This window comes from Planctobacterium sp. AWH2_060 (genome assembly GCF_056158425.1).
In genome coordinates this window covers 4,051,905-4,066,156 of sequence record NZ_JBSWTG010000001.1, presented here as the reverse complement: position 1 = coordinate 4,066,156, position 14,252 = coordinate 4,051,905, and the positions used below count along the sequence as shown (strand labels likewise).

12 protein-coding genes and 1 pseudogene are annotated in these 14,252 nt (G+C 46.9%); 8 read left to right on the top strand and 5 right to left on the bottom strand.

Annotation, left to right across the window (positions count from 1 at the left end; genetic code table 11):
- The first annotated feature begins 5 nt into the window (after positions 1-5).
- The 4 genes from ACXAD8_RS17430 to ACXAD8_RS17415 all read left to right on the top strand — a co-directional run bounded on the left by ACXAD8_RS17430 (position 6) and on the right by ACXAD8_RS17415 (position 3,844).
- The gene (locus ACXAD8_RS17430) at positions 6-851 is read left to right on the top strand and encodes a cobalamin-binding protein (RefSeq protein WP_475231259.1); all 846 of its coding nucleotides are present in this window, start codon (positions 6-8) and stop codon (positions 849-851) included.
- A 131-nt stretch (positions 852-982) separates the two neighbouring features.
- Positions 983-2,182 (top strand): hypothetical protein, encoded by a 1,200-nt coding sequence (locus tag ACXAD8_RS17425; protein WP_475231258.1) that lies wholly within the window; start codon positions 983-985, stop codon positions 2,180-2,182.
- Positions 2,179-2,982 carry a hypothetical protein gene (locus ACXAD8_RS17420; protein WP_475231257.1) on the top strand — a complete coding sequence of 268 codons (804 nt, stop codon included), beginning with the start codon at positions 2,179-2,181 and terminating at the stop codon, positions 2,980-2,982. Before ACXAD8_RS17425 ends, ACXAD8_RS17420 begins: the two co-directional genes overlap by 4 nt.
- Positions 2,969-3,844, top strand: coding sequence for a hypothetical protein (locus tag ACXAD8_RS17415; RefSeq protein ID WP_475231256.1), 876 nt, complete (start codon positions 2,969-2,971; stop codon positions 3,842-3,844). Before ACXAD8_RS17420 ends, ACXAD8_RS17415 begins: the two co-directional genes overlap by 14 nt.
- Positions 3,845-3,958: 114 nt before the next feature.
- Here ACXAD8_RS17415 and ACXAD8_RS17410 read toward each other — a convergent pair whose 3' ends face one another.
- Positions 3,959-4,246 (bottom strand): hypothetical protein, encoded by a 288-nt coding sequence (locus ACXAD8_RS17410; protein WP_475231255.1) that lies wholly within the window; start codon positions 4,244-4,246, stop codon positions 3,959-3,961.
- Positions 4,247-4,248: 2 nt separating this feature from the next.
- Complete coding sequence (locus ACXAD8_RS17405) at positions 4,249-4,899, bottom strand: alpha/beta hydrolase (protein ID WP_475231253.1); 651 nt, start codon at positions 4,897-4,899, stop codon at positions 4,249-4,251.
- Here ACXAD8_RS17405 and ACXAD8_RS17400 point away from each other — a divergent pair.
- Both ACXAD8_RS17400 and ACXAD8_RS17395 read left to right on the top strand, forming a co-directional pair.
- Positions 4,844-5,938, top strand: coding sequence for an imelysin family protein (locus tag ACXAD8_RS17400; protein WP_475233006.1), 1,095 nt, complete (start codon positions 4,844-4,846; stop codon positions 5,936-5,938). The two genes, ACXAD8_RS17405 and ACXAD8_RS17400, sit on opposite strands and share 56 nt — an antisense overlap.
- Positions 5,939-5,941: 3 nt before the next feature.
- A pseudogene (locus ACXAD8_RS17395) lies at positions 5,942-6,451 on the top strand (TonB-dependent receptor plug domain-containing protein); the annotation flags it as partial.
- A gap of 59 nt (positions 6,452-6,510) precedes the next feature.
- Here ACXAD8_RS17395 and ACXAD8_RS17390 read toward each other — a convergent pair.
- A complete protein-coding gene (locus ACXAD8_RS17390; RefSeq protein ID WP_475224598.1) occupies positions 6,511-7,620 on the bottom strand; it encodes an ISAs1 family transposase in 1,110 nt (369 codons plus the stop codon).
- A gap of 125 nt (positions 7,621-7,745) precedes the next feature.
- On the opposite strand from ACXAD8_RS17390, the gene ACXAD8_RS17385 reads away from it, so the two are divergent.
- The gene (locus ACXAD8_RS17385) at positions 7,746-9,440 is read left to right on the top strand and encodes a TonB-dependent receptor family protein (protein ID WP_475231251.1); all 1,695 of its coding nucleotides are present in this window, start codon (positions 7,746-7,748) and stop codon (positions 9,438-9,440) included.
- Between the two features lie 9 nt (positions 9,441-9,449).
- A complete protein-coding gene (locus ACXAD8_RS17380) occupies positions 9,450-10,442 on the top strand; it encodes a sterol desaturase family protein (protein ID WP_475231249.1) in 993 nt (330 codons plus the stop codon).
- A 32-nt stretch (positions 10,443-10,474) separates the two neighbouring features.
- Here ACXAD8_RS17380 and ACXAD8_RS17375 read toward each other — a convergent pair whose 3' ends face one another.
- Entirely contained in the window at positions 10,475-12,094 is a 1,620-nt protein-coding gene (locus tag ACXAD8_RS17375) for a HEAT repeat domain-containing protein (RefSeq protein WP_475231247.1), read from the bottom strand.
- A gap of 128 nt (positions 12,095-12,222) precedes the next feature.
- The gene (locus ACXAD8_RS17370) at positions 12,223-14,196 is read right to left on the bottom strand and encodes a hypothetical protein (RefSeq protein WP_475231245.1); all 1,974 of its coding nucleotides are present in this window, start codon (positions 14,194-14,196) and stop codon (positions 12,223-12,225) included.
- Positions 14,197-14,252: the final 56 nt, after the last annotated feature.

Genomic DNA, 14,252 nt, shown 5'->3' with positions numbered 1-14,252 from the left:
ACACCATGAGACACTTTATTATTGTTCTGGCATTGTTAACGTCAGGCGCGCTGGCGCAAGAACCCCAATCTCAGCCTATGCGCATCGTGGCACTGGCGCCACATATCGTCGAGTCGCTGTATGACATCGGTGCCGGAAATATGATCATCGCCACTTCTGAACATTCTGATTACCCGGAAGAAGCTAAAGCCATCCCAAGAGTGGGTAACTATGCGCGCCTGCAAATAGAACGCATAGTACAGCTAGCACCGGATGTAATTATCGCGTGGCGTACCGGCAACCCTCAGGATGATCTTGAAAGGCTGAAGTCTTACGGCCTCAAAGTGGTTTATTCCAACCCCACTACCCTTGCCAGTGTTGCCGATGAACTAATGATGCTTGGGCAGTTGACCGGCAAGAGCACAGTGGCCAATAAAATTGCAGATGACTATTTGCAAAGATTGAATAATCTCAAGAACAGCTACAGCCAGGCCCTGCCTATTACAGGATTTTATGAAATGTGGGCCAGACCACTGCGCACCGTCGCCAACAAAGCCTGGTTACAACAACAATTAGCAATCTGTGGAGTACAAAACCCGTTTGAGCAACTCTCAGAGGATTACCCTTTAGTGGGCCTGGAACAGGTACTGGCCAGCAAGCCTCAAATCGTATTGCAACCAACGCCTCACTCTCCACAAAACACCGATGCCCTGAACTGGCAACAATGGCCGGAAATCCCCGCCTCGAAAAACGGATTTATCTTTCACCCGGATGCCGATAAAACCCACCGTATGACCATCAGGATGCTGAATGAATTAGAAACCATGTGCAAACAAGTGGACACTGCCCGGAGTTTTTACAACGCTAATTAATCCCTGATTTTCACCGATAAATTTGATATAAATTGTAATTCACTTAACTGAACAGTAAGTGGAATATAGTCAGCGAGGCATAACAGCGCGTTTTTCCGGCAAGGATGAAGTCGCGACGTCAGGAGTTGGGAATGGCACAATATAGCCTGCAGTTTAAAGGGCAGTTAAAACAAGGCGCTGACAAAGGCAAAGTCACCGCTTCGTTATTGAGAACACTGAAGCTGAATGACGAGTCATTACTATATTCAGGTAAAGCCTTTACACTGCGCTCCGGTGCAGACAAAGCACAACTTTTGGCTTTTAAAGCAAAACTGGAAAAGCATGGCATTGTCACCAGGCTGCTGGAACCAGAGTCCTTAGAAACTAATCCAGACAGCGCCACTAAATCGCCTGCAAAAGTAAAAAGTAAACCAAAAGATCAGGATGAACCATCCACAGCACCGGCGTCATTGGAGTTTAAGGATCTCCCGGCAACCGATATGAACCCGGTGGACCAGGCTGAACTGCAACCAGGCAAAGTTGCTCGTAGCAATGACACTTCTCGCTTACCACTGTTTTTATCCTTGTTATTGAACCTGTTATTATTGGGTTACATTGGCTACAGGCATATTATGCCCGAGAGCAACATCAGTATCAGCGAGCTGCTGCAGGAAGAAATGAGTTCGATTTCTGAAATGTTTGCTGAGGACTCACAAGAGTCTGCAGATTTGACCAGAAATCCCTTACCAGAAGATCAGCCAGCTATCCCTCCTAAACAAGACCCACGACTGGACAATGCGCAACTGCGGCAACTAAGTGAAGAAAACCCGTTGTTTGCTAAATACTTTGAGGTTATTCACAACAATAGTGATGGTAACTGGCGGCTGGAGGATAACTTCAACATTAATAACAATTCCCGCATCCTGTATTTCACCGCGTCAATGACCGAGAGCATGGCTCAGCGCTGGATGATGAATCTATCGAATGCCGTGTTTGAAAGCGCCTACCAAGAGCATTGGCAAAACCGTGAGATTTTCGGCAGCCATCCCGATGATGAATGGCAAAATCACGGTTGCGCCGTTCAGGATGGTGAGTTACTGGCTACGTCCGATAGTCCGATATTTTCCACCCTGCAGTGTGACGATCCCTTAGCAGCCACAATGCACTTTTATCAAGCTATTTTGTCTGATGACAAAGTGGCAGGGCTGACGAATCTGAATGCCTCTATCGAGTTTGAGTTTGATGTGGGCAAAAATAATGATGTGGCGATCCGGCGTGTCGATTGCGTTGGATGCGACAAACAGGGTAAAGAATTGATGTTTTACATTCTGACAGGGGAAAGCAAACCATGAAGTTAACCCTTTGTTTATACCGACTCATTGCAAGCCTGAGCGTTTTGATTGCTGTTGTTTGTGGGCAGACCACTATGGCGCAAAACATGCCGTCACAGGAATCCACTACACACACTATTCCCTCCATGACCCATTTTCAGGTTAACAGTAGTATTCAGCAGGCCTGCAAACAAATTATGTTAACACCTGCCCTGAAGAAAACGCTGTTATTCTCACCTTTTTACAGCGACTGCTCAGAACCTGGGCTGGTTGATACGCTGGCAATGGCAGTATTAAAAAATAAAAAAGTACAGGATATCCGTCCCGGTGGTTATGAAGTACGTATCAAAGATGGTGAGCTCCATGTGGTGGATAAAACCCTGCGGGAAATTTACAAGCAAGATTTACCGCTGCGCATTACCATGGAAGATCACATCAGCCAAAACTCCTCTCTGGAATGGGAACTGATTTTTGATGAAGCGCCCCACTTGACTGACAACTCCCTTATCCCTCTGAGTTTGTACGGCTATACGGTGGTGTCAAAGCAACCTGATGAATCACTGATATTAGCTCTGAAAGACCGCTTCACCCGAATTCTGGATGATCTCAACCAACTACCTGGCGATAGTGTCATCATTGGTATTGATGCCACAACCAACTTACAGGGCACCGGCGATTTTTACGCGGCCGCAGGACTAAAACGCATTCACAGCAACGGTGCTACTCATCTTTATCAGGGCATGGGATTGGATATTGATGGCAACGGCTTGTATCTGGTTCACTGGGGCATGTCTGAGGAGATTTTCAATGAAATTTGGTAGTCAATTATTTGCGCTATTACTGATAAGCCCGATGCTCTCCGCCAACTCCTGGCTGGATCTCATTGCCACCCCACCCGACCTGGAAGAAAATCTGGTGGTTTGCGGTGAGATTTGTGCCACCGATATTAGCAACTCCGGCGCAATCATGGCGCTAGCTAACTTTAAACGCAGTAACCCCACTTTGATACGTTATCGCTACGGCGGCAATTCCGGGCCTCCCGGCATAGGGCCAGAACAGCGAAAGCTTTATCGCGCATTCTTTAATTTCAATGCGGCGTTTGTTCAAAGAGTAGAAAATGAGTCCCAAAGCTGTCTGAATGCCTTTGCGAACGAGGGCATTGCAGCCTTTGACCAACCCGCCTGCATTAATCATTTGTACTACCGCTACTTGTTTAGTCATAGTGGTAATCACAAAAGATATAACCCCGACTTTGCAGCCACCGATTACCGGATGATGCTCACTTTAAATCCACCTTATCAGCCTGATATGCCATTTAATGGCATTACAGAAACGGCCTGGTGCGATAATAGTGTTCGTCTGTTAGAGCACTGGGCCGGTGAAATTCTGGAGACCGTGGAATGGTGGCAACCCCACTTTGGCAAAGAAAATGTCGATCCCTGGACTGACGAAGAACTGGCGTTTTTTGAATATGCCAATCAGATGCGCGCTGGCTTCCGTCAATACTGTGAGGAGCTGCCTACACATCTGCCCGCCTATTTCGAGCTGTATAACAAAACCCGAAAGATCAATAACACCAGATTCGACGCCCAAAACCCGGTAGGCGCGGTACCGCGCACTTTTAAACCTAAAAGGCTCACCATTCCCACCTTAAATCAGGGTCGCAGAAGCGTTAAAATCTGAGAACCACTATCTGGGGCGCAGGTTTTCGATTACCTGCGAATCCACCCAATAGATATCGATGTCGGGTATTGTTTCAGTTTTGCCATCAGCCGAAGTCCACTCAAACTCACCCACTTAGTGAGTTCCAATATTTTGATAGCGCACGTACTGTTGATGTAACTGCCCTTCAGATTCAATTTCTCGTATGTAATAAAAGAACTGCATGTCCGGAGTAAATACCCCATTGATTTCCCACATTTTTGTTAAAATGACACCAGGCGCAAAAGGTTCGGGGATCAGACCCGGTGGCTTTTGCCCCAGGTAAGGGCCTCGCAGCACAGTGTCACTGCTTTTTGCTGTCGCTGACAGACTTAACAGCATAAAAGTGGCGCACACTATTGATGTTTTAAGACAGTTTTTCATTGTTATTCTCCCTGTTTAATTTGTTTTGCTAACCACTTCACCGCATCCAGCCCGGTTTGCGGAAAAGCCGATTGATGGTTCCCCGGAATGACCGCATGATTAATCGATAAAAGCGATACTGATTTACTGTTGAGTGTCGAGATAAAATTGCGAACTTCTTCGCCCAGTTTTACTTCCTGCTCGCCATGAGAAATGAACACATTGGCCGGCAAGGATTTATCACCCGGCATAGCCGACTGCTCGTTTTGCAATAAATCTACCGAAGGGCTGCCCAGAATGTAGTGTTTAAAAGTGTCTGGTTGCTGCAACAATATATATGCGCCGAAACCGCCACCCAGTGAGTAGCCAAAATAGGCGCGGTTTTCGGGTTGAGTACGAAAATTATGCTCGATGTAAGTAATAACCTTGTCGCGAATAAATGCCAGGTGCTGCTCCGCCTGACCGAACTTTATTTTAGGGTGATTCGGGTTAACCCTTTTCCAATAGGAATAATCGCTGAATCGACTGACATGCGCCCCGTATTGTTCCTGTAACTCAGCTGCGGCGTTCTTCTGCCAGGAAATCCCCACCAGGATGACATCCTCTAGAATATAATCGCTGGCGGCAGCACAGGAATTCACTGAAAGTGCCCTGATCGCATCAATTGTAGACAATATTTACGTACCCACTTTCCAGTTATTCGCTGAGAAAGCTCAGGTATTAGATACCTCTGTGGCTGCTTACTGTGCAGCTCTGCCTGATGATGCCAACAATAACAGAGGAACGGCTCAGGACAATTGGAAAGCCGCCATGGATACCTGGCAAATGGCCGAAGTAATGCAAGTGGGCCCCTTGTTTGTCAATAACAATGAATTAAGAAACCAGGTTTATTCCTGGCCAAACAACCGCGCCTGCTTTGTGGACCAAGACGTAGTATTAGCTGAGCAATCAGGCTACGACATCACTGGTAGAAACGTCTCTAGAAAAGGTCTGGATGCACTGGAGTATTTGTTGTTCGATGAAGACTTGGATCACAAATGCACTACGCCAGGCACTGAACCTGCAGGTTGGAATGAGCGCAGCGAAGCAGATCGAATCGCCGCACGCTGTAGCTTCGCCAGTTTGGTCTCTTCTGATGTGCTTGCTACCGCAAACGACATAGTGACTCAGTGGACAGGTACCAATGGCTACGCCAGTATCTTTAAAAATGCCGGCAATCCGGGATCTGACTACGCAACCACCTTGGAAGCCATCAATGATATCTCTGACGGCTTGTTCTATTTCACCGGCCCGGTAAAAGATGGCAAAATTGCCGCGCCGGTGGGTATTAGGGTAAACAACTGTGGACTGGTTCCCTGTGCCCAGGATGCTGAATCACCTTATGCTGATTACTCACTGGAAAACATTCTGAACAACATGCGGGCGTTGAAAACCTTATTAGCAGGCAGCACAGAGCAGGACGCCAGCTTTGTTGATTTTCTTAACGACGTAGGCGACAGCGATACCGCCAGCAACATTATCGTTCAACTTGATGAAGCCATCGCTCTCGCCGAACAAATGACCGGCACATACAGCCAGCTACTGGAGCAAAATCCAGAGAGTGTTGAACAGCTTCACGAAGAAGTAAACGATGTAGACGACATCCTCAAAGGCGATTTTATTAACAGCCTTGCTTTGGAACTACCCAGCACCTCAGCTGGAGACAATGATTAAAAAATGAAAAACATCAGGCTACTAACAGCATTAATTGGGGCAGCCTCTGGTTGCCTGCTGACTTCACCAGTAATCGCAGAAGACGATGCGGATAATCAGTCGATAGAGCGTATCAGTATCATCGGCAATCAGCGCAGTATGGAGCTAACCGCGGGCTCTGTGGCCATGGTTAACGAACTGGAACTGGAACAATTTGAGTACGATGATATAGCCCGAATTCTGGCCACTATTCCAGGCGTTAATGTGCGTCTGGAAGACGGCTTTGGTTTGCGTCCAAACATAGGCTTTCGCGGTGTAACACCGGAACGCAGTAAAAAAATTAACATCATGGAAGACGGCTTACTTATTGGCCCCGCTCCTTACTCAGCTCCGGCCGCTTACTTTTTCCCACTCACCAGTAAAATGGTGGGCGTTGAAGTCACCAAAGGACCAGCAGCTATTAAATACGGTCCCAATACCGTAGCTGGTGCTCTTAATATGATAACCCGAAGTGTCCCCGAATTAGATGAGGGCTAGATTGATGTGGCCCTAGGCACGGATGGGTATCAAAAGAAGGGCTTGAATATACTCGGTTAATTATTTCCAAATAGCACTTCATGGCGGTAGTCATCACTTCCGGCACACCAGCCCATTTTTTGTGGTTTCGTCTTTTTCTTTTTGTCTTTGTGCTGGTTTAACAGATTCAGAGCCAGCCGCCTGAAGCAGGCTATATTGATGGCGGAATTGCCGGCGTACATTCTCTGATCATCCTCCCTGAACGTCACATCCAACACATGATGCTGACTGTTTTCTATGTACCAGTGGCGTCGGGTAGCCTTCATCAGTTCGTCAAGCGTCAGTTGTTCAGTACAGACATAATAATGGGTCTCATGGCTGGTTTGTCCTTTGACAGAGCGTTCTCTCACTACCGCGGCTATCGTTTTCAGGTCTGACCATTTTTCTTTTAGTTGCCCCTCAAGGATGAGGTCTGTTGACCAGACCGTGCGGGTTTCTTTTCGCCCATGTCCGGTTTCACTTTCGCTTAAACTGGTCTGTTCTGCCTCAGGTAAAGCCCAATATTTCTGGAACAGTGTATCTACCGCCTCAAGTAACGTGGGTTGATTTTTCTTGCACTGTACCAAAGCAATCCCTTTTTGTTCTTTAATCTGGTGGATAGTCTCTACCTGACAGTGAAGTGCGTCCAGGGTCAGAATAGCCCCGGTAATGTCCAGCGATTCAATTAACTCCCGGGCCATTGCCAGCTCATTTCCTTTGCCTCGTCCGGCTTTGTGATACAACACCAGCCCCTGTTCCACATCAAATGCAGAAACCATGCTCAATGGCGTTGAGCCGCTATATTTCGCGACACCTCGTACATCTTTGCCGTCAATAGCAATATGTTGAAACTGGTTTTCTTCCCTGACCGCATTTACCCAGGAAACCAACGCTGCCATTAATGATTCAGGTACCATAGTTCTGATGATACGGGCGACATTTTGTTGGGTGGGTATCCCGTATTCAAAAGGCAGATATTGTCTTAGCCAGTCCAGTCGTGTTTCGCCAAAAACATGAATATCAGCCCAGGATTTACTGCCACTTATGAGGGCACTTATCAACAGGAATGACATCTCCAGCACAGGATAATCCTGATTAACATGAGATCGGGTATCAGACACTTTTTGAAGATGAACAAGAATTTCCATGACGCGGCCTTTATGAGAGACAAATCGGGCCAGGATGGAGTGAACAGAGTTCAGTGTAAAGCTATTTCATTGGCTTATGCCACAATGTGATCGTTAAAGGGGGTGTTATATCAAAAAGTTTGATCATGCCCTTGTATCAAAAGCTGCATGGCTATTATGGCAAAAATATCAGTGATCGCTTTGGCCTGCTGGTAGAAGGGGTAACTTTGCGTTCAGACGGCTTTCAGGAGCTGGATAATGGCGGTGATGTTGGATTTGAAAAGAACGATTACAACCTGAAATTACGTTACGAACTGTCTTCAGGCTCACTGTTTCAGGAATTGATTTTCAAAGCCAATTACGCCGATGAAGTGTCGAACTTTACCTATACCGGCTTGACAGACGAAGACTTCCGTGAAAACCCTTACCAGCGTTACGCCGGTGGACAACTGGATAAAATGGATTGGGAGCACAGCGCCTATACCCTGTCTTATTTTGTCGAAGGCAGTAACTGGAACCTGGCCACTCAGGCTTACCGCACCGATCTGGATCGGGCATGGAACAAGCTTAACGGTTTTGTCAGCTCTTTTAGCGAAACTTTACCCAGTCTGCTGGAAATCGTTTCAAACCCAGAAGAGCCGCGTAATTTTGAGTTGTTAAGCGTCCTGCGCGGCGATATTGACGGCACAGCCAGAGAGCTTTTAGAGCTGGGTAATAATGACCGTTCACTTTACTCTCAAGGTATTCAAATCGATGGTGATTATCGCTTGCCGGCAGGCAATACCGAGCACCTTATCGAATTTGGGATTCGCTTCCATCAGGATGAAATTCAGCGTAATCACACAGCTGAAAATTACTTCATGCGCAGTGGCGCTCTGACGCCCACCGGCGAAGGCTCAAAAGCCACCACTACCAATACCGAGCAAACAGATGCGGTCTCTGTTTATATTCAGGACAGCATCAGTTGGGGGAATTTTGTTTTCACCACGGGTGTGAGATACGAAAATATCGAAGGAGATTACCAAAATCGGGCACCTGGTAGCGAAGACGATACCCTGCAAAAAAGCAATGATATCTTTCTGCCCAGATTCAGTATCCTGTATCAGTTGACTGAGCAATCCGTGCTGTTTACCGGGGTACACCGTGGATTTGTACCCACCAGCCCGGCACAGGACGAATCCATTGAGTTTGAAAAAAGTGTCAACTATGAACTGGGATATCGCTTCAGCGGAAAAGACAGCAACTTCGAGTCAGTGGCGTTTTTTAACGATTACTCTAATCTGATCGAGTCTTGTTCATTTTCTGCGGGCTGTGATACCGATCTCGCCTTTAGTGGCGGCAGTGTCGATGTCTACGGTATTGAAATGGCTGCAGGCACGGTATTTTCTGTCGGCTCAGGACTGGAGTTACCGGTTGACGTCATGTACACCTTTACCGACTCAGAGTTTAAAGAGAGCTTTTACTCGCCCTTTTCTCTGTGGAATTTTGTCGATGAAGGCAACCCTCTACCCTATCTTGCCAGACATCAGGCTACGTTGAGCGTCGGCCTGGAAGGCGAAAAGTGGAGCATTAAAGGCAACATAGTATATACCGATGCCATGCCGGAAAGTGGTCAGGCAGCGTTGACTGATAGTCCAGATGACAATCCACTGGCAGGCAAGTTGAGTGACAGCTTTACTATTATTGATATCGCTGCCTACTATCAGTTTTCCTCGGCAATCAGAGCTTATGTTAAGGTTGATAACTTGCTGGACGATGCCAGTATAGTAAGCCGCCGTCCTTATGGTGCCAGACCCAACAGACCGCAACAATTGCAGTTGGGGGTTAAATACAACTTTTAATCAGGTGTTATGCTAGAGCAGTTTAAATCCGAGATTGCTGAACTTTTTGCCTACTTGCTGGACCCCAATAAGCGCTTGTTCTTGGGCTATATTGCAGGTGCACTGTTGTTCGCTTTCTGGGTTTATTATGCGCGACAACGCAAGCTGAAAAACGATAAGGGCCTGTTGCACTATTTGCTCAACCCACGCATCTGGTGGCATAAAAGCGCCCGATTAGACTATCAGCTGTTTATTGTGAATCGCCTGGTCCGCGCGTTTTTGTGGGCGCCCCTCATTCTTACTATGGTGCCTATTGCCATGGGTCTGAGCGATGCACTGGAATGGACTTTCGGCCGAAAGCAATTGCTGACCGGTATCGAAAACGATGCCATCGTCATATTTGTTTTCACCCTGGTGCTGTTTCTGTTTGACGATTTCACCCGATTTTTACTGCACTATTTATTACACAAAGTCCCGTTTCTTTGGGAGTTTCACAAGGTGCACCACTCAGCACTGGTACTGACTCCCATGACCGTCTACCGCTCACATCCGCTGGAGAGCTTCCTGTATGCCTGCCGCATGGGTCTGGCGCAAGGCTGCGCTGTAGGAGTTTGCTATTTTCTGTTTGGTCCCACATTGTCCATGGCAGATATTCTGGGGGCCAATGTGTTCATTTTCGCTTTTAATGTGATGGGCTCTAATTTACGTCATTCCCATGTGAAGTGGCGCTGGGGCGACGCCATTGAAAAATGGTTTATCAGTCCGGTTCAACACCAGATTCACCACAGCCGCCAGGTACAGTTTCACGACAAAAACTTCGGCACTGCACTGGCCATCTGGGATCGATTATTTGGCACCTTGGTGCTGTCCGGCAAAACCCGCTTTTTGTTGTTCGGACTGGATAAAAAAGAACCGTCTCACAAATCAGTAGTGGATGCCTACATCAGACCTTTTATCGCCTGTAAAAATCGCTTAATGAGCCGAAAGACCAGACTGCCGTTGTCCGCTAAAATCCCGGAATGATTGACCCAATTACAGTGAACAAAAGCAAGCCGTTAGTTTTTTGTCCCAACTTTTTCATCTGATAATTGCGCCAATGCCCTTGCAGCCAGTTCAAAGTTCTCACGATTGCGTTCAGCTTTTAGAACCTGATTCAATTGCTGGCTAACCAGTTGCTGATGCTTTTTCTGTTTTGACAGCGCTTCAATTGCGCGTTTACGGGTGCCATCCCGCTGGCTGTTTCGCGCCAATTCAGACACCAACTGAAGATCCTTTTCATCCAGCTCAAACTGAGCGATCGCGCCCAGCACTTCCCCCTGTACAAAGCCATCCGTTTCCCGGTGCAGCATATAATTCAATGCCTGCTTAGCTTTTTCAGACCCTATCTGACCTAAGGCATAGGCTGCATTGGCCCTGACAGCGGCGGAATTATCTGCGATATGATTGGTTACCGTATCCGTGACACTTTCGTCATAAGTATTACCCAGTGCTGCCAGATAAGAAGCTTTTTCTCGTTCGTTCTCAGCCAAGAGTAATCTGTCCATCATCTCCACTGTCAGAAGCTGCGAAAACTCATTGCTTTCGCGGCGATTAAGCATCGCGCCAAATGCCATCAGCGACGCACCACGCATATCTGGCCTGTCTGGAAAGCTGTTTTCCTCAATGCTGTTTAGCAGGCTTTCTGTCAATGCTTTAGTCAATGGCCGGGTTCCCTGAGTTAATGCCTGAATAGCACGGAAACGCGTGGTGTATTGCAACTCCTGTTCATTCATCAAGGCCACCAGCAATAGATTGCTGCCGGGACTGTCCATCAGACCAAGCGCGTGAAACAAGCTCATCTGTTGCGCTTCATTCAAGGTATTGTCACGAAAAAATTGCTGTATAACTGGCAATACAATTTCAAAATTTTTCAGCACACTGAGTAATTCATCAACGCTTATAGCTTCAAGGTCAATTTCAGCTAATGTCGCCAGTAAGACTTGGCGCATTGCAGCGAGTTCCGCTTCTGTCAGATTAGCCGGTTGTTCGGTTTTTTCTGTCCAGTGATGAATATCAGCCGGCATTTGCCACAATATGGTATTGGCTAATTGAGAGTTAGTCTGGAAGCTAAAATACTGTTCGGTTTTCGCCGTGTATTCTCCGCTAAAAACGTCTATTTGCAGCTTTTCCTTTCCCAGGGTACGTTTTAGCCAACATGCTGATGGGTGAATTGTTTGTGTAGATTCCAGAATGTCTATCTTGTCTAACCTGGCTAACCGGTTGGGTTGCTTTTTGACAGGTTGCTCGGTGAGATAGCGTTTTTTTTGTTTTAACAGGGCATTGTCCTGTTTTTGATAGCTCACTTCGTACAATCCGGAATTGTCGCGCTCCTTGTGTATCCAGGGGCCGGCAATGTCAGCGTGATTAAACTGTAGCGTATAGGCCAAGCCTTTGAGTTTCTTTTGTTGTTGCTCTGTTAAAGGCTCAAAAAATTTAAATGGTCCGAGTAATCCATCGTTTTGGCGATATACCGCGAATGGCCGCGCAAATACCGAATCTACCTGAGGCATTCCATCCGCTTTTTCCAGGACATTGGTAAAATGTAGTCCCCACCAACGGCCCGATTCATCCCGATTTAATGCTTTAATGGACAGATAACCGGAAAGTTGATGATGGTTATTAACGACTTGTCCCATGTTAATTTCAGCGTGCGTCCGGGTACTGAAAGAATAACTGGTACGGCAGTCTGTGTTGGGTCCGGACCCACCAAAGCAGGCAGGTCCGAACCCCAACAGTCCCAGGATAACTAAGGTTAGGTTATTCATTACAGCGAAAAGGTGCCACTGTGGTTCAGAATATCAAACTCTGTGGAATAAATTCCGGGCGTTTCGTAAATCCAAAAATACTTAGCCGTAAAGTCGATAAACCAGGGGGTAATTTTAGGCCAGGGGCCCTCAGCGTAAACACCAATTCGACCACGGATCACGTCAATCTGATCGTGTAATTTAAAACCATAACCGATTTGCTCATCAGTCAGCATTTTGGAAATATCTGCATATCCATCCAGCTTAAGTGTGTTTTCGATCGCTTTAAGGTTCACTGCGACACCTGCGTTAAACTTAGGGACTCCCAGACCACCGCGGGCAATAGCGCCGACATCTACTTTCGCCACATTGCTCTTAAACGACAGTCGTTGCTCGTTACTGTTGTTGCTGTATTTGACCTCAGTCAACTGAAAGCCGAAACTGCCGCTAATACCGGCCGCCACAGTAATAGGAATAAACTTGATCCAAAAGTTAGCTTCTGCCAGCATTTGCTCTTTGGGAAACGTCAACGCTGGCAGGGAGATACTGATTTCTTCTTTCTTCTCGAAATTCTCGTAAACCTTGTAACCCAAAACATCGACGCCAAGGTAAAACTCTGACTCCTTACCGTTTTCCAGGTAGCCGGTCAATTCCGCCCGGGCGCTGGTGATATCCACGTCATTTTCAAACATAGTAATGCTGATTTTGCCACTGGCCTCGATAGATGCAGATTTTTCCGGAAAATTACCCTTCACTCCCCCGCCAAAAGCAACACCGGCTTTAACTTTCTTGGGGTCACCATATCCGGCTCCGAATGAACCCGTTAACGAAGGGTATAGTTCCTGTTGGGCGCGGGCAGCGAACCTGTCACTAGTTTGTGCCTCCGGTGTAAATACAAAATAAGGGACGCTCAATAATCTGACGTTGTTGCTGAGGTCTTCATCACTGTCTCCCGTGGTATCATTGATGGTGAGTCTCAGGGAAATCTGGCTCAACTCAGTATCGTTGTCCGCCTGCTCCAGCAAATACGATTCCGTCAGCGTGGCTAATTGCTGATCAGTGAAAGCTATCTGAAAAGCGACGTGTTCGGTGGCTTCTTCTTCAGAAGACTCTTCAGGCAAACTTTCATCGATGCTGTCCTGAATGGATTCACCGTGCTCGTAATCCACTTCAAACAATAAAGGTGAATCACTGCCTAAGACAAACTGATCATTAGCATCGTCCCAGTGCAGAACTTCTTCGTAAACACCATTGATCATGACCTCAATGATTAGTTCTGCCTGATCGGCGCTAAGGTCACTGCCCATATATCTGGCATCCATATAACCGGACAGGTCAATGCGATTTTCACCGGCTAAGTCATCGTTTTCGACGTTATCCAGCACGACTACATCGGAGCTGATCTCGGCATAAACAATTTCAAAATCGTTGACAGCATTGCCAATTGATATCACCTCATAAGGTGCATCTGAACTTAACAGTGCGTCAAAGTATGCTTCCACTGAGGTGTTGAGCGTTTCGTCTCTTTGTGTTTCTAACTCCGAGGCATCCACCACGGTATAGATCCGATAATCCCCGCCTTTTTGAATATTGGGCACAATAAATGTGGCGCTGGCAATGTGACTGCCCACCTCAGGTGCTTCAAGCCAAGCCATACCTAAAAAGTGGCTGTCATAGGTACCGTCATCCATAGGTGTCTCACTCACCAGATGAAAACTCAGGTCGATACCATTTTCAGCAATATCATCTTCATCCAGACTTCGCACTTCATAGGCAAAATCCAGTTGCAGAGTATCCAACTCCGCATACTGTACCAGCGAGTTGGTATCCAGGTCGGTGATAACGACGTTGTCTTCAACCGTCGGTAATAGAATGGGTTCCGGTGTTTCTTCAACAACCTCAGGGGCAGGCTCATCAGAACCACCACATCCACTCAGGCCGGCAAGCAACATACTGACAGGTAAGGTTTTCAATAAGTAACGAGTAAGCGACATATCAGGTTAGCTCCACAAAATACGCATGTTCAATGCAAGTAACCTGAGTATATCAA